Raw genomic sequence first — 15,194 nt, forward strand, 5'->3', positions numbered from 1 at the left:
AGCTCACGGGCGCCGCCGCCGGCCAATGCTCGATTATTTCCTGATCCAGGCCACCAACGGCCTCGTCATCGGCATCATCTACGCGCTGGTGGCCGTCGGCGTCACGCTGATCTTTTCGATCCTCAAGATCGTCAACTTCGCGCACGGCGATCTCTACATGCTCGGCGGTTACACCGCGTATTACGCGATCACGCTGGCCGGGATCCCACCGTTCGCCGCGATGTTCATCGCCATGGCGGCCGTTTTCATCCTCGGGGTCGTGCTGGAGCGCCTGCTGCTGACGCCGCTGTACAGCGAGCGGACCGAACGGAAGGACGAATACGGCATCATCATCACCTTCGGCCTGGCCTTCTTTCTCCGGAACGCGGCGATCATCGTGTTCGGCGTGTTCCCGCTGAAGCCGCCGTCGTTCATCGCGGGCGTGCACCGGATCGGCGCGCTCGTCATCACCAACGATCGGCTGTTCGCCGGTATCTTTGGTCTCGTGTTGATCTTCGCGCTGCTCTACTTCATGACCGGCACGATCTGGGGGCAGGCCCTCGACGCGGTCAGCCAGTCGCGCGATTCGGCGTCGATCGTCGGCATCAATCCGCGCCGGTTCAACACGCTGGCGTACGCCGTCGGGGCCGCGCTGGCCGCGGCCGCGGGCGCGCTGATCGGCCCGATCTTCTCGCTCTCGCCGGACATGGGTGTGCTGCCCAATATCCAGTCGTACGTCATCGTGATTCTCGGCGGTATGGGGTCGGTGGCGGGGAGCGTGCTGGCCGGTGTCACGCTCGGCGAGGCCCAGGCCCTGTTCACCGCATTCCTGCCCGATGTCACCCGCGCGCTGTCGTACTCGAACGCGTTTTCCGTTTTCGTCCTGATGGTGGTGCTGATCTTCCGGCCGACGGGCTTCTTCGGCCGGCGCCACCTGCGAATGGACTAGGCCGGTGCGGGGACTGTACGCGGCCATCCTGGTCGTCGCCGCGGGGCTGCTCCTCGGCTACGGGCACCTCTTGAACTCGTACTGGATGCACGTCCTCATCATCGCCATGTTCTACGCGATTCTGTCGTCGAGCTGGTCGCTGCTCGCCGGGTACGCCGGGCTCTTCTCGCTCGGGCACATGGCCTTCGCGTCGGTGGGCGGCTACACGTCCGCGCTGCTGGTCCAGTTCACCGGGATGCCGGTCCCGCTCGGGATGGCCGCCGGCACGGTCGCCTGCTGCCTGGTCGGCGCCGGGATCGGCTGGGTCTGCCTCCGCCTCACCGGCCCGTACCTCGCCATCTTCACGCTGGCCTTCTCCGAGATCGTCCGCATCACCGTCTCGACGGAGGACGAAGTCACCCGAGGAATGACGGGGCTCCACACCGTCCCGCTGTTTCACACCGCGTCCCGCCTGCCGTACTTCTACACGTCGTTCGGCCTGCTAGCCGGGTCGCTCGCCCTCATGGGGATTCTGGTGCACTCGCGTTGGGGGTTGTTCCTCCGGGCGATTCGCGAGGACGAGCAGGCCGCCGCGGCGTCCGGCGTGGCCGTGGCGCGCTTTCGGATTCTCGTGTTCGCGATCGCGAGCGGCTTCGCCGGCCTGGCCGGTGCGTTCTTTGCGCACTACACGCCGGTGCTGACGCCCGACATCGGGGACCTCGACCGGATGGCCCTGCTTGTCGTGATGACGGTGATCGGCGGCATGGAACGCATTCCCACGGCCGTGGGCGGCGCGATCGGCGTCGAATTCCTGCAGGAGTACCTGCGCGAATTCGGCATCTGGCGGTTGGAGATCTTTGGTATCGTCCTGCTGTTCACGATGCGGTTCGCGCGCAACGGTTTGTTGACGCCGCTGTGGCTCTGGTTTGTGCGCCTCGGCGATGCGGGCCGGCCCGCCGTCGCGGCCACGGTGCCTGAGGGCATCGGCGGCGAGGCGAGTCAGGGCGGATCGGCGGTATGAACCCGGCGGTGGACGGCGTCCTCGGCCCCTCCCACGCGGCTGCCGACGGCGTGCTCATCGAAGGCGTCGGGTTGGCCAAGCACTTCGGGGGCATCGCGGCCGTCGACGGGGTCGACGTCACGGTCTCCGCGGGCGATCTGATCGGTCTGATCGGGCCGAACGGCTCCGGCAAGACGACGCTCATCAACATCCTGACCGGCCACCTCAGCCCGAACGGCGGCCGGGTGCAGGTGCGCGGGCACCGGATGACGGCGCGGCCGGCGCACGAGTTCGCGGGACGCGGCGTGGCCCGCACGTTCCAGCTGACCCAGCTCTTCGGCCGCATGACGGTTCTCGAGAACATGCTGGTGCCCGGACTCACGCGGCCCCGTTCGAGCCGCGAGGCCGCGGCGAAGAAGGCGCGCGGGTACCTGACGTTTCTCAACCTGATTCATCTCGAAGGGCTGGACGCCAAGAACCTGTCGGGGGGCCAGCAAAAGCTGCTCGAGCTCGGCCGGGCGCTCATGCTGGAGCCGTCGGTGCTGTTCCTCGACGAGCCGTTCGCCGGCGTTCACCCGCGTCTGCGGGACGAGCTGATCAAGCGCATTCAGGAGCTGCACGCCGCGGGCCGGACGTTCGTCGTCGTCGACCACGACATGGAGTCGATTCTGCGAATCGCCAAGCGGCTCGTCGTGATGGCGCGGGGGCGCAAGATCGCCGACGGCCTGCCGGACGCCGTGCGCGCGGACCAGAACGTTCTGGCCGCGTACTCGGGGTTGTAGCGTGGCGGCGAACGAAGCGCCGAGCGCCGGCTCGAACGAGGCCTGTCTCGTCGCGCGCGACCTGGTCGCCGGCTACCTGCCGGGCATCAACATCCTGCGCGGCGTCTCCGTCACGGCGTGGCGCGGCCGAATCGCCTGCGTGCTGGGGCCAAACGGCACCGGGAAGTCGACGCTCCTCAAGGTGCTCTTCGGTTTCCTGCCGGCGTCGGAGGGCGACGTCACGCTCGACGGCCGTTCGATCCGCGGCGCGATGCCGCACCGGATGGGCGACTACGGCATCACCTACCTGCCGCAGCGGCCCAGCATCTTTCCGCACCTCACCGTCGAGTGGAACCTCCGTCTCGGTGCGTGGCGGCACAAGCGAGAGCGGGCTCGGGTCGACCGGCTCGTAGAACGGGCGGTCGAGCAGTTTCCGATTTTGAAGGAGAAGCGCCGGCAGGCTGCCGGCACCCTCAGCGGCGGCCAGCAGCGCCAACTGGAGATGGCCCGCAGCCTGATGTACGACCCCACGGTGTTCTTCATCGACGAGCCGACCGCGGGCATCGAACCGCGCGTCGCCGCCCAGATCTACGGTCTCGTCAAGGACCTCGCGGCGGCCGGCAAAGCGGTCTTGCTGGTCGACCAGAACATCAAGCGCGCGCTCGAGATCGCGGACTACGTCTACGTGATGCGGACCGGCGCGGTGCTGTCGGAGGGCTCGCGGGAATCGTTCGGCGGCGACACGGACGCGCTGATCGCGCGCTGGCTATACGAGAGCGGACAGACGTAACGCGCTCCGACTCAGCTTCGGACCCCGCGGGTCCGGCCCGCCGCGACGTGGCCGAGGACGGCGGCCATGATGATGATCCCGCCGAGCCACGTCGGGAGCGGCGGGACTTCGCGAAACGCGAACCACACCCACAAGGGGCCGAGCGGCACCTCGATCGCCTGGATCAGCGCGGTCTCCGTCGCCGAGATCAGCCGTGCGCCGAGGGTGAGGAGCAGCAGGCCGAGCCCGAACTGGGTTACGCCGAAGAGCACAAGGTTCAGCATGTCGGTGCCGGCGGCCGCGCCGGGGTGCGCGAACGGCCATACGAAGATCGGACAGAGCAACGCGGAGAGGCACGCCGCGGGCAGCATCGGCGTCTCGCGGTGCCGGCGTATGAGCAGCATCATGCCGGCCATGCACAACGCCATGCCAAACGCGAGCAAATCGCCGGCGAGATGTCCCTCACGTACGGATCCGCCCACCATGACCATCGTGCCGAGCAGGGCGACGCCGCTCGCGGCGAGTGTGCTCGTGCGCTCACGTTCCTTCAACCACAGCCAGCCCGCAACCGCGGCGATGAACGGCGTCGTCGCGTTCATGATCATGACGTCCGCCACCGACGTGCGCCGGAACGCGTTGATGTACATGATCGTCGCGAACGTGGACAGACATGCCGCGGCGATGCCCGGCGCGCCGATGCCGCGCACGATCCCGAGGGTCCGCCGGCCGTAGCGCCAGACGATGACGCCCCCGATGAACACGCCGGCATACAGGCCGCGCCAGAACAGGATCGTCCACGGGTCGAGCGGGAGGAGCCGCGTCCAGAAGCCGGACGTGCTGTACGCCACCGCCGAGGCGAGGTTCAAGACGATGCCGAACAGGTGGTGCCCGCGGGCGTCGCCGCAGATCTGCGGCGCGGAAGGGTCAATCCGGCCCGGCCGGGGTCCGGTCCCGCGCTCGGCGGCGGCGCCGGCCGCGACCGATCCCTCCCCAAGGGTCACGCGCTGAGCACCTCCGGGCGGACGCCGAGCTCCTTGGCGAGGCCCCGCCGTCCCTTGTCCGTGACGACGATGATGCGGGTGCCCGGCCTGCGGACGACCCACCCGCGTTCGAGGGTGCGCACCCACAGCGCCGCGCCGAGCGCACCGCCGAGATGCGCACGCCGCTCGCTCCAATCGCCGCAGGCGGTCGCGAACTGGCGCCGCTCTCGCCCGGCTTCCTCCAAGCCGACGCCGAGTTCGCCGAACACCGCCGGGCCCGCGGGGCCCAATTCGATCGGTCCGCGGTACCGCGCGCCCGGATGGGCGATCGCGCGGCGCGCGACGAGCGAGTCGAAAATCGCGACGCCGAGCCGGCCCGCGAGGTGGTCGTAACAGGTCCGGGCCTTCGCCAAGGAGGGGGACATCTTCAGCCTGACCCGCTCGCATCCGGCGATCATGGCGAGCGACTCGACCACCTGGCTCACCGTCGGGTTCGCCACTTCGTAGACCCGCTGGCGGCCGATGCGGGTTACCGCCACGAGCCCCCGGCCGCGCAGCACCGAGAGGTGGTTGGAGACGTTGGACTGCGCCTCACCCGTGAGCAGCACGAGCTCCGAGACGGCCGCGGGTCCGTCGGTGAGCCGCTCCAGGATCTTGAACCGGATGGGATCGGCGAGCGCCTGGGCGATGACGGAGGCGTCTCGCCCCGCGGGGGCCGGCCGGCGGGAGCCGCCGGCGTTCGGAAATGGCATACATCACCCTCTCGTGATACGTTGATTTGTACGTATCATAAGAGACTGATTTGTTGATGTCAACTACCGGCCGCGCCGGGACTACGCGGGATGTTGGGTGAGCCAGGCCGCGGTCCGCCCGGCGTCCATGTTCGACGGGAAGACCGGATAGAAGACGTGCTCGATGCGGCCGTCCCGGATCACCATCGTCAGGCGTTTGATCAGCTCCGCGGGCTGGTTGCCGAAGGCCCACACGAACTCGAACGTGGGCAGGCGGAGCGCGCGCGTGAGCTCGAGGTCCTTGTCGCTCAGCAGCGCGAACGGCAGGTGGAGGCGCGTCACCGCCTCCTGCTGGTACCCGGTGGTCTGGGTGCTGAGGCCGAACACGCGGGTCCCCAGGCGCTCGAACTCCGCGTAGTGATCCCGGAACGCGCACGACTGCGGGGTGCAGCCCCGCGCCCCCGGAATTTGATCCCAGCCGTCGGGCACCGCCTGATCCGGCCGCCCGGTGCGTGGATAACAGTACACCACCGTCCGCCCCTTCAGCGACGAGAGGTCGACCGTGCCGCCCGCGGTCGACGCCAGCGCGACGGGCGGCACGCGCATGCCGGAGAGATGCGCCGCGGCGCCGTCGTCCACCGGGACGGGCAGATCGGGCGGGAGATCCAGCGGATTACGGACCGACATGCGATACCCTCCGTCTAGCGTCGTTGGCCTTCGACGTCCGTCAGGCACTCGTCGAGTATCGCGAGCGCCCGGTCCAACTCGTCGTTCGTGACCGTGAGCGGCGGCGCCAGCGTGATGATGCTGCCCATCGTGAGCTTGAAGCTCAGCCCGCGCGACAGCGCCGCGTACATGACGGCGTCGGCCGCCTCCGCCGCCGGGGCGCGGGAGCCGCGATCGGCGACGAGCTCGACGCCGGCGAGAAGCCCGAGCGCGCGGACGTCACCCACGAGCGGATGCCGCGTCCGGAGGCCCTCGAGGCCCCGGAGCAGATACTGCCCGTGCTCGCGCGACCGGGCGAGCAGTCCGTGTTCTTCAATATAATCCAGCGTCGCCAGGCCCGCGGCGCAGAGCACCGGGTTCTTCTCGTGGGTGTAGTGCCCGAGCGCTCGGTCCGCGGCGACGTCGAGGCCTTCCCGGGCGATCAGCGCCGCCAGCGGCAGGACCCCGCCGCCCAGCCCCTTGCCGATGACGAGCATGTCCGGGACGACGCCGAACTGCTCGCAGACGAACATCGTGCCGGTTCGGCCGAGGGCCGTCGGAATCTCGTCCAGGATCAGGAGCGTCCCATGGCGGTCGCAGGCCCGCCTGACCGTCCGCCAGAAGTCGGGGTGCGGGACGACCGGCGTCGCGCGGACGGTCTCCGCGACGACGGCGGCGACGTCGCCCTCTCGCTCGAGCACGTACTCGACGTACGACGCGCACTTGAGGTCGCACCCGCCGCGGGTATGGCAGTCCCAGACGCAGCGGTAGGGGTCGGGGGGCGGCACATGTTCGGCGCCGGGGAGCAGCGGCCCGGCGCCTTCGCGGAAGATGCGCTCGCCGCCGATCGAGATCGCGTCAAGCGATGCGCCGTGGAACGACTCCCACATCGAGATCGTCTTGTGGCGCCCCGTCGCGGCGCGCGCCAGCTTGAGCGCCATCCCGACGGCGCCCGTGCCGCTCGGACAGAACAGCACTTTGTTGAGGTCGCCGGGCGCGAGCTGAGCGAGCCGGCGCGCCAGGGCGACCGCGGTCCGGTTGGTGTAGCGGCGTGTGCAGAACGACAGCTCGTCGAGCTGCGTCTTGATCGCGGCGGCAACGGCGGGGTTGGCGAATCCGACCTGGTGGACGTAGTTGCCGTGGAAATCGAGGAACCGCCGACCCCGCAGATCTTCGATCACGGCGCCTCCGCAGGCGCGCAGCGCGTCGAGGCAGGGCGTGGAGAGGGACTGGTGCAGGAAGTACTTCGCGTCTTCGTCGAGGAGCGCGCGGGTCCCGGCGTCGAGATGCTCCGCCTGCCAGCGGCCGCGCCGGGGCGAGAGATTGAGGTCGCCCTCGGACCCCAGACGGGCAAGATCGCTCATCGTTCGCACCCCCGGTATCCGGCTCCGCGCCGCGTACTTCTGCGCGGTCGCACGCCGCTCATGCCGAACAGGACCCGACCCGGCGCGGCGCCAAGTGCAGGCCGTGCCTGATTCGGCTTCCCGGCGGGACTGCCGCGCGCGTCTCGAGTCGACGTCCTTCGACGTCCTCGTGATCGGCGGGGGAATCACGGGCGCGGGCGTGGCCCTTGACGCCGCGGCCCGCGGCCTGTCCGCGGCGCTCGTCGACCAGGGGGACTTTGCCTCCGGCACCAGCAGCCGCTCGACGAAGCTCGTGCACGGGGGCCTGCGCTACCTGCCGCTCGGCGACATCCATCAGGTCCGGGAAGACCTCGCCGAGCGGGCGCACCTGCTCCGCAACGCGCCGCATCTCGTTCGGCCGCTGCCGTTCGTGCTGCCGCTCTACGCCGGCGCGCGCCGGCCGCTCGGCGTCGCCCTGCCCGGGCCGCTGCGCCGGGCGGCGCCGCTAGGGGTGTCGGTAGGGCTGTGGGCATACGATGTGCTGGCCGGCGGCCGCGCCGTTCGTCGCCACCGCACGCTGCCGGCCGCCGCGGCGCGGAGTCTGTTCCCGGCGATGCGCCTCGACGGTCTTCGCCGCGCGTACCTCTACTACGACGCCGGCACCGACGACGCGCGGCTCGTCATCGCGGTGCTGCGCGCCGCGCAGGCGCGCGGCACCGCAGCGCTCAACTACGCGCGCGCCGTCGAGCTGATTTGTCGCGACGGGCGGATCGCGGGCGCGAGGATCGTGGACGTTCAGAGCGGCCGGACCTTCTCGGTTTCCGCGCGTACGACGGTCAACGCGGCCGGCGTGTGGGCGGACGAGGTGGCGGCCCTCGCGGGCCCGCCGCGGTTTCACCTGCGGCGGGCCAAGGGCGTACACTTGGTGGTGCGCGCGGACCGGCTCCGGCTCGGCCGCGCCGCGCTCGTCCTGCCGGAAACGGACGACGGGCGCGTCGCGTTCGTGGTGCCCTGGCAGGGCGCCGCGCTCATCGGAACGACCGACACCGAATGGCCCGGCCCGCCCGAACCGCGTCCCGCGGCCGCCGCGTCCGACGTGTCGTACCTGCTCGACCACGCCGGCCGGTTTCTCACAACGCGTCCGGCCGAGACGGACGTGCTCAGCGCCTACGCCGGGTTCCGGCCGCTGCTGACCGCGGGGGACGCCGCCTCCACAGCGCGGTTGTCGCGCCGCCACGCGATCTTCGCCGGCCCGCCGGGGTTCGTCACGATTACCGGCGGCAAGCTGACGACATACCGGCGCATGGCCGAAGAGACGATGAACCGCGTCCTCGGTCTGCCGGCCGGCGCGCCGTCCCCCACGTGCAATCTGCCGCTCGACGGCGCCGCGGATCTGATGCGCGCGATCCCGCCGCTGCGCGCCCGCGCCCGCCGCGACGGCGTGCGCGGCAGCACGCTGCGGCATCTCGTGCGCGCGTACGGCACGCGAGCGGCGCGCGCGCTCGACCTGATCGAGGAGACGCCGGCGCTCGCGGCGCCGATCGCGGCCGGCCATCCGCACGTCGCCGCCGAGGTCGAGCTGGCGGTGCGCGAGGAGATGGCCGTCACGGTCGAAGACGTGCTGCTGCGAAGGACGCGGCTCGGGCATCTCCTGCCCGATCAGGGCGGCGCCGCAGCCCCGGTTGTCGCGTCGTTGATGGCCGCCGCGCTGGGCTGGTCTCCGGAGGAGGCAGCCCGGCAGGTCGACGTCTACCGCCGCGCGGCCGCTGCGCTCGCGCCGCCCGCCGCGCCGGACGGCGGGACCGTTCGCGGACCGCGTCAGGAGACCCCGGCGCCGCCGTAGAAGGCTACGACATGGTGCTCCGGCTATTTTCCCGCGAAGAAGGTTTCTTCGTGCTCTTCAACCGAGCCGCGGAAAACATCCTGCATTCGGCGATGCTGTTGCGCGATCTCTTCGACGATTACCGGGACGTCGAAGCCCGGTCGGCGGCCATCAAGGCGCTCGAGGACCAGGGCGACGAGATTACCCACGAGATCATCGCGCGGCTGAACCGGACGTTCGTGACCCCCTTCGACCGCGAGGACATTTACGAGCTCGCCCGGCAGCTCGACAACGTGGTCGATTGGATCGAGGCCGCGTCGGCGCGGATGGTCGTCTACCGGATCGCGCGGCCGACCCGCGAAGGACAAGAGATGACCCACATCATCGTCAACGCGGCCGAAGCGATCGTGGAAGCGGTCGGCCACCTTCGGTCGCTCGACAAGATCGCCGGGCCCGTCCGTGAGATCAACCGGTTGGAGAACTTGGCGGACCACGTGCAGCGCGACGCGGTCGCGGCGCTGTTCGCGAGCACCGCGAGCGCCATCGACATCATGAAGTGGAAGGAGATCTACGAGACGCTCGAGGAGGCGACGGATCAGGCCGAGGACGTCGCGAACGTCCTCGAGACGATCAGGACGAAGCAGGCGTAGCGCACTCGGTCGCCGGCGCCGCCTGCATCAACTCTCCCAGGTCGATTGTCGCGCGCTGTACAGGTGCATCTGGGCTCGCGCCTCGAGGTACAGGCCGACCGCGTCGGAGTCAGCGGCGCGCAGCGATTGCGTGACGTTGGATGGGTTCCGTGCTATGCTCGTTGCGAATCATGTTGACGCACGACGCCGCCGGCGCACGCCGGGGTCAGAAGCCGCGAATTCTCGTCGTGGATGACGAGCGCGCGATCGTCGAATCGCTGCGCTACGCGCTGGAAAAGGAAGGCTACGACGTGCTCGAGGCCGGCGAGGGCGGCGAGGCGTTGGATCTCGCGCGCCGGGCGTCGCCCGACCTCGTGCTCCTCGATATCATGCTGCCGGGCATGAGCGGCTTCGAGGTCTGCCGCGTCCTCCGTCAGGAATCCGCGGTGCCGATCCTCATGCTCACCGCCCGCGGCGACGAGCCCGACCGCGTGGTCGGCCTCGATCTCGGCGCCGACGATTACATCACGAAGCCCTTCAGCCTTCGCGAAGCGCTCGCGCGCGTCCGCGCGGCGCTTCGCCGTGCGCAGACGACGGCGCGCGGGGTGCGCGATCGCGAAGAGCTGCTCTCCGTGGGCGAGATCGCGATGGATGTCGCGCGCCACGAGGCGACCGTGCGCGGACGGCCGATGGCCCTGCCGCCGCGCCAGTTCGATCTACTGCGGGCCTTCCTCGCCAACCCGGGCCGCGTGCTGACCCGCGCAGCACTGCTGCAGCACGTGTGGGGGTACGACTTCACCGGCGACGATCGGACGGTGGACGTCCACGTGCGGTGGCTCCGGCAGAAGCTGCAGGAGGCCGGCGCGGAGACGACCATCGAGACCGTCCGGGGAGTAGGCTACAAACTCGGGGCATAGCATGCGCCTCCACCGCGCGGTGATGGCGGCGCTGGCCCTGTACGCGTTGGTCATCCTCGGCGCCGCCGCGGCCCTGCTCGCCGCGGCCGGCCGGCCCGGCCGGTTTCCCGATCTCCTGCTGCCGCTCGCGGCGACGCTGCTCGTCGCGGCCGCCTCCGCGGTGCTCATCGCCGGTCGCGCCGCCAACGGCTTGGGCCGGCCGCTGCGTGATCTTGCCGCCGCCGCGTGGTCGGGGGTCGAGGGCCGGCTGCGGCCGGCGCGCGAACCGTCCGCCGGAGCGTCCTTCGAGGAGATCCGCGAGGCGATCGCCGCCTACAACGCCCTGGTGCTCGAGGCGACCCATACGATCGCCGCGCTGGAATTCCGAAAGTTCACGCTTGAATCGGTGCTCGCCCACATGAGCGACGGCCTGCTCGTCCTCGACGCGCAGGGCCTGCTGACGCTTGTGAACCCTGCGGCGGAGCGCTTTTTCGGCGTCGTTGCGCCGTTCGTCATCGGCCACCGTCTCATCGAGGTCTTGCGGCATTTCGAACTCGACGCGCTCGTCCGCCGGGCCGAGCGCGAACGGGCCCCGTATAGCCGCGAGATCGAACTGCACCATCCTGCACGCCGTCTGCTCATGATCCGGGCCAATCCGGTCTCGGGGCCGCGCGGCGAATTCCTCGGCGTCGTCGTCGTGGCCCAGGACGTCACCGAGCGGCGCCACACCGACCTCGTACGCCGCGAGTTCGTCGCGAACGTCTCCCACGAGCTGCGGACGCCGCTCACCTCGGTTCGGGCGCTCGCGGAGGCGCTGGCCGGAGGCGCCGCCAAGGATCCCGAGGTGGGGCCGCGCTTCCTCGAGCGCGTCATCGAAGAGATCGACCGCCTGACGCTGCTCGTCAACGACCTGCTCGACCTGTCGGCGATCGAAAGCGGGAGCGCCAAACTCGAGATGGAAGCGGTCGCGCTCGGTGAGGTGATCGAGGACGTCGTGACGAAATTGCGCCCGATGGCCGACCGGCGCCGGATTGTGCTCCGCGGCAACGGCGCGGGCGGGGAGCTCGGGCAGCTCCGTGCGTGGGCCGACAGGGCCCGCATCACCCAGGCGGTCGCCAACCTCGTCGAGAACGCGATCAAGTACACGCCGGACGGCGGCACCGTCACGGTCGAGGGCGAGCCTCGGGATGGGATGGTGGCGGTCTCGGTGGCGGACACCGGCATCGGCATCGCGCCGGAGCACCTGCCCCGCATCTTCGAGCGATTCTACCGCGTCGACCGGTCCCGGTCGCGCACGCTCGGCGGCACCGGGCTCGGTCTCAGCATCGTGAAGCACATCGCTACGTCGCACGGGGGCGACGTGGAGGTGAACAGCGTCGAAGGGGAGGGCACACGGTTCTCCCTGCTGCTGCCGCGGGCGCCGGACTGACGGAGCGCGCCGGCGGCACCGCCCGGCCCCAGACTTTCGGGTCTCTTTCGCAGTCCGCTTCCCCAACGATCATACTCGCCTCGGCGCGCGCCGCGGTGCCGCTCGACCGGATCAACCACATCATCGCGATCTATGGACAAGAACTCGGGCGGCGCGCCGGGGAGTCCCGCTGGCTCATCGTTAACGCGTTCTTAACGATCCGTTAATGGGTATCGGGCCGCAGGATTAATAAACCCACGTTATGCTCCACTCTGAACAACACGACCACACAAGGGGGATTCGATGAGAACAGCTCCAATCGTACGGTCCGTGCTGGCAGCCGCGGTGATTTGCGCCCTCGTCGTGGGGACGAGCTCGGCGCTGCGGCCGGCGCGCGGCGCCGGCATCATCACGCTGAACGGCGCGGGCGCCACGTTCCCGTACCCGATCTACTCGCGGTGGTTCTCGGAGTACAACCGCGCGCATCCGGACGTGCGGATCAATTATCAGTCGATCGGCAGCGGCGGCGGGATCGAGCAGGTCAAGAACCGCACGGTGGACTTCGGCGCATCCGACGCGCCGCTCTCCGACGAGCAACTGAAGGTCATGGGCCGCCCGGTTCTCCTGATGCCGACCGTCGCGGGCGCGATCGCGATGAGCTACAACGTCCCGAACGTCGGGACCGGCCTGCGCCTCACGCCGCAGAACATCGCGGCGCTCTACATGGGGCAGATTGCCAAGTGGAACGACCCGAAGCTCACGGCCGACAACCCCGGCACGAAGCTGCCGGACATGCCTATCACCGTCGTGCACCGGTCGGACGGCAGCGGCACGACGTTCCACTTCACGTCGTTCCTCTCACTGGTCAGCCCCGAGTGGTCGAACAAGATCGGCCACAGCACCTCGGTCGAGTGGCCCGTGGGGATCGGCGGCAAGGGAAACGAGGGGGTCGCGGGCACGATCAAGCAGACCCCGGGCGCCATCGGCTACGTCGAGCTGGCGTACGTTAAGCAGAACAACCTCACCTATGCCCTCGTCAAGAACCGTGACGGCCACTGGGTTGCTCCCTCGCTCGGCGCGACTGTGCTGGCTGCCGCGGGCGGGGCCGCGCAGATGGTGCGCACCCACGACGTCCGCGTGTCCATCTCGTACGCACCGGGAGCGACGAACTATCCGATCGCCGGGTTTACTTACCTGCTGATCCCGCAGGAGCAGACCGACGCGGTGAAGGGCAAGGCGTTCGTCGACTTCTTGTGGTGGGCGGTCCACGACGGTGAAAAGGACGCCGCGCCGCTGCTGTACGCGCAGGCGCCGCCCGCGGTGGTTAAGATCGACGAAGGGATCATCAGGCAGGTCACGTCCCAGGGCAGGGCGCTGCTCGTCACGCAGTAACCGTCGTTCATGTCTTACGCAGTCCCGGCCGGGAGAGGAGTACCGCCCCTCCCGGCCTTGTCTCGGACCCGGGGCGGCCGCGGGAGCGACCTGGTATTTCGCGGCCTGCTGACCGTCTTTGGCGCGAGCGTGATCGTGCTGGTCGCGGCGATCGCGTTCGTCCTCGTCGGCGACGCGATGCCGGCGATCAAACGCTTCGGGCCCGCGTTTCTCTGGACGTCGCGCTGGGACCCCGTGCACAACGTCTTCGGGGCGCTGCCGTTCGTCTTCGGTACGATCGCGTCCTCGGCGCTGGCGCTCATCATCGCGGTGCCGATCAGCCTCGCCGTCGCGGTCTACCTCGTCGAGATCGCGCCGCACCCGACCGCGGTCGCGCTGTCGTTCATCGTCGAGCTCCTGGCCGCGATTCCGAGCGTCATCCTGGGCCTGTGGGGCGTGTTCGTTCTTGCGCCGTGGGTGCGGTCCGCCGTGGAGCCGGCACTGGCGCGGACACTCGGCTGGTTGCCGCTGTTCAGCGGGCCCCAGTACGGGTTCGGGCTGCTCGCGTCGGGCATCATCCTCGCGATCATGATCATTCCGATCGTTTCTTCCGTCTCGCGCGACGTGCTGCGCGCCGTGCCGCAGGAGCAGCGGGAGGCGATGTACGCGCTCGGCGCGACCCGGTGGGAGGCGATCAGCCGCGCCGTCGTGCCGTACGGCCGGGTCGGCATCATCGGCGGTATCATCCTCGGCCTCGGGCGCGCGCTTGGCGAGACGATGGCGGTGACCATGGTCATCGGCAACCGCCCGCAGATCCCGACCTCCCTGTTCCAGCCGGCCTATACGATCGCGGCCGTGCTGGCGAACGAATTCACGGAGGCGACCAGCGATCTTTACCTGTCGGCGCTGATCGAGATGGCCTTGGTGCTCTTCGCGGTCTCCTTGATCGTGAACGCGCTGGCCCGGTGGCTGGTAACGCGCGTGACGGCCGGTTCGAGGATAGGCTTGTGATTGTCCTGGGCCACCGCTCCGCGCGGCGCCGCCGGCTGACCGACCAGGTTATGGGCTGGGCGTGCCTCGCGGCGGTCCTCCTCGCGGTCGCGCCGCTGGCGAGTGTGCTCGGGTACGTCGTCCTACAGGGGGCCGGGGCGCTCAACTGGGCGTTCTTCACGCACCTGCCGGCTCCGGTCGGCGAGCCGGGCGGCGGCATGGCGAACGCGATCTTGGGCACGCTGACCCTCATCGGGCTGGCCGCCTGCGTCGGTGTTCCTATCGGGATCCTCGGCGGACTTTACCTCGCGGAAGTCGGCGACGGGCGCCTCGGGTGGTGGATTCGGTTCACCGCCGACGTCCTCAACGGGCTGCCCAGCATCGTCATCGGTGTTTTCGTGTACGGTCTGGTCGTCGTGCCGATGCACCGATTTTCGGCGCTGGCCGGGGGCGTGGCGCTCGGGGTGATGATGATCCCGCTGGTCGTGCGGACGACGGAGGAGATCGTCCGGCTCGTGCCCGCCGCGCTCAGGGAAGCGTCGCTCGCGCTGGGCATCCGCTGGTGGGTGACGACGGTGCGCATCGTGCTGCGGACGGCGACCGCCGGGGTGATCACCGGGATCACGCTGGCGATCGCGCGCATCGGCGGGGAGACGGCACCGCTGCTGTTCACCGCATTCAATAACCAGTTCTGGCAGGCGGGCCTCGACCAGCCGATCTCGTCGCTCACGGTGCAGCTGTTCACCTACTCGATCGCGCCGTACGACGACTGGCACCGGCAGGCGTGGGCAGCCGCGCTGGTATTGATGACGATGACGCTGCTGCTGAACGTGGCTGCGCGCGCCGCCGGCCGGCAGCGATTTACGATCGGTGGGAGGTAGG

Annotated in this window: 15 protein-coding genes; 11 read left to right on the forward strand and 4 right to left on the reverse strand. The window is 69.7% G+C overall.

The annotated features are described in order from the left end of the window. Positions 1-25 precede the first annotated feature (25 nt). Genes VFL28_01985 through VFL28_02000 form a run of 4 tightly spaced genes read left to right on the forward strand, consistent with a single transcriptional unit; the run spans position 26 to position 3,458 of the window. Entirely contained in the window at positions 26-928 is a 903-nt protein-coding gene (locus tag VFL28_01985) for a branched-chain amino acid ABC transporter permease (GenBank protein HET7263410.1), read from the forward strand. A 4-nt stretch (positions 929-932) separates the two neighbouring features. After that, positions 933-1,928: a branched-chain amino acid ABC transporter permease gene (locus tag VFL28_01990; GenBank protein HET7263411.1), complete on the forward strand. Its 996-nt coding sequence runs from the start codon at positions 933-935 to the stop codon at positions 1,926-1,928. After that, positions 1,925-2,689 (forward strand): ABC transporter ATP-binding protein, encoded by a 765-nt coding sequence (locus VFL28_01995; GenBank protein HET7263412.1) that lies wholly within the window; start codon positions 1,925-1,927, stop codon positions 2,687-2,689. The genes VFL28_01990 and VFL28_01995 overlap by 4 nt, the downstream gene beginning before the upstream one ends. Position 2,690: 1 nt before the next feature. Further along, positions 2,691-3,458, forward strand: a complete 768-nt coding sequence (locus VFL28_02000) for an ABC transporter ATP-binding protein (GenBank protein ID HET7263413.1) — start codon at positions 2,691-2,693, stop codon at positions 3,456-3,458. Positions 3,459-3,469: 11 nt separating this feature from the next. Here VFL28_02000 and VFL28_02005 read toward each other — a convergent pair whose 3' ends face one another. The 4 genes from VFL28_02005 to VFL28_02020 form a co-directional block, all read right to left on the reverse strand. Continuing rightward, positions 3,470-4,438 (reverse strand): DMT family transporter, encoded by a 969-nt coding sequence (locus tag VFL28_02005; protein HET7263414.1) that lies wholly within the window; start codon positions 4,436-4,438, stop codon positions 3,470-3,472. Further along, on the reverse strand, positions 4,435-5,169 hold the full coding sequence (locus VFL28_02010) for a metalloregulator ArsR/SmtB family transcription factor (GenBank protein ID HET7263415.1): 735 nt from the start codon (positions 5,167-5,169) through the stop codon (positions 4,435-4,437). The genes VFL28_02005 and VFL28_02010 overlap by 4 nt, the downstream gene beginning before the upstream one ends. Positions 5,170-5,250: 81 nt before the next feature. Beyond that, on the reverse strand, positions 5,251-5,835 hold the full coding sequence (locus VFL28_02015; protein HET7263416.1) for a peroxiredoxin: 585 nt from the start codon (positions 5,833-5,835) through the stop codon (positions 5,251-5,253). 14 nt (positions 5,836-5,849) lie between these two features. Then, positions 5,850-7,217, reverse strand: a complete 1,368-nt coding sequence (locus VFL28_02020) for an aspartate aminotransferase family protein (GenBank protein ID HET7263417.1) — start codon at positions 7,215-7,217, stop codon at positions 5,850-5,852. A 103-nt stretch (positions 7,218-7,320) separates the two neighbouring features. Here VFL28_02020 and VFL28_02025 point away from each other — a divergent pair, with 103 nt between their 5' ends. The 7 genes from VFL28_02025 to pstA all read left to right on the forward strand — a co-directional run bounded on the left by VFL28_02025 (position 7,321) and on the right by pstA (position 15,193). Continuing rightward, on the forward strand, positions 7,321-9,039 hold the full coding sequence (locus VFL28_02025) for a glycerol-3-phosphate dehydrogenase/oxidase (GenBank protein HET7263418.1): 1,719 nt from the start codon (positions 7,321-7,323) through the stop codon (positions 9,037-9,039). An 11-nt stretch (positions 9,040-9,050) separates the two neighbouring features. Then, a complete protein-coding gene (locus VFL28_02030) occupies positions 9,051-9,668 on the forward strand; it encodes a DUF47 family protein (protein HET7263419.1) in 618 nt (205 codons plus the stop codon). 227 nt (positions 9,669-9,895) lie between these two features. Beyond that, positions 9,896-10,564: a response regulator transcription factor gene (locus VFL28_02035; protein HET7263420.1), complete on the forward strand. Its 669-nt coding sequence runs from the start codon at positions 9,896-9,898 to the stop codon at positions 10,562-10,564. Between the two features lies 1 nt (position 10,565). Next, positions 10,566-11,972 (forward strand): ATP-binding protein, encoded by a 1,407-nt coding sequence (locus VFL28_02040; GenBank protein HET7263421.1) that lies wholly within the window; start codon positions 10,566-10,568, stop codon positions 11,970-11,972. 282 nt (positions 11,973-12,254) lie between these two features. Beyond that, positions 12,255-13,343 carry a phosphate ABC transporter substrate-binding protein PstS gene (pstS, locus tag VFL28_02045; protein ID HET7263422.1) on the forward strand — a complete coding sequence of 363 codons (1,089 nt, stop codon included), beginning with the start codon at positions 12,255-12,257 and terminating at the stop codon, positions 13,341-13,343. Between the two features lie 57 nt (positions 13,344-13,400). Next, on the forward strand, positions 13,401-14,333 hold the full coding sequence (gene pstC, locus VFL28_02050) for a phosphate ABC transporter permease subunit PstC (protein ID HET7263423.1): 933 nt from the start codon (positions 13,401-13,403) through the stop codon (positions 14,331-14,333). Beyond that, the gene (gene pstA, locus VFL28_02055; GenBank protein ID HET7263424.1) at positions 14,330-15,193 is read left to right on the forward strand and encodes a phosphate ABC transporter permease PstA; all 864 of its coding nucleotides are present in this window, start codon (positions 14,330-14,332) and stop codon (positions 15,191-15,193) included. Before pstC ends, pstA begins: the two co-directional genes overlap by 4 nt. Position 15,194: the final 1 nt, after the last annotated feature.

The organism is bacterium, from assembly GCA_035691305.1.
Lineage (GTDB): Bacteria > Sysuimicrobiota > Sysuimicrobiia > Sysuimicrobiales > Segetimicrobiaceae > DASSJF01.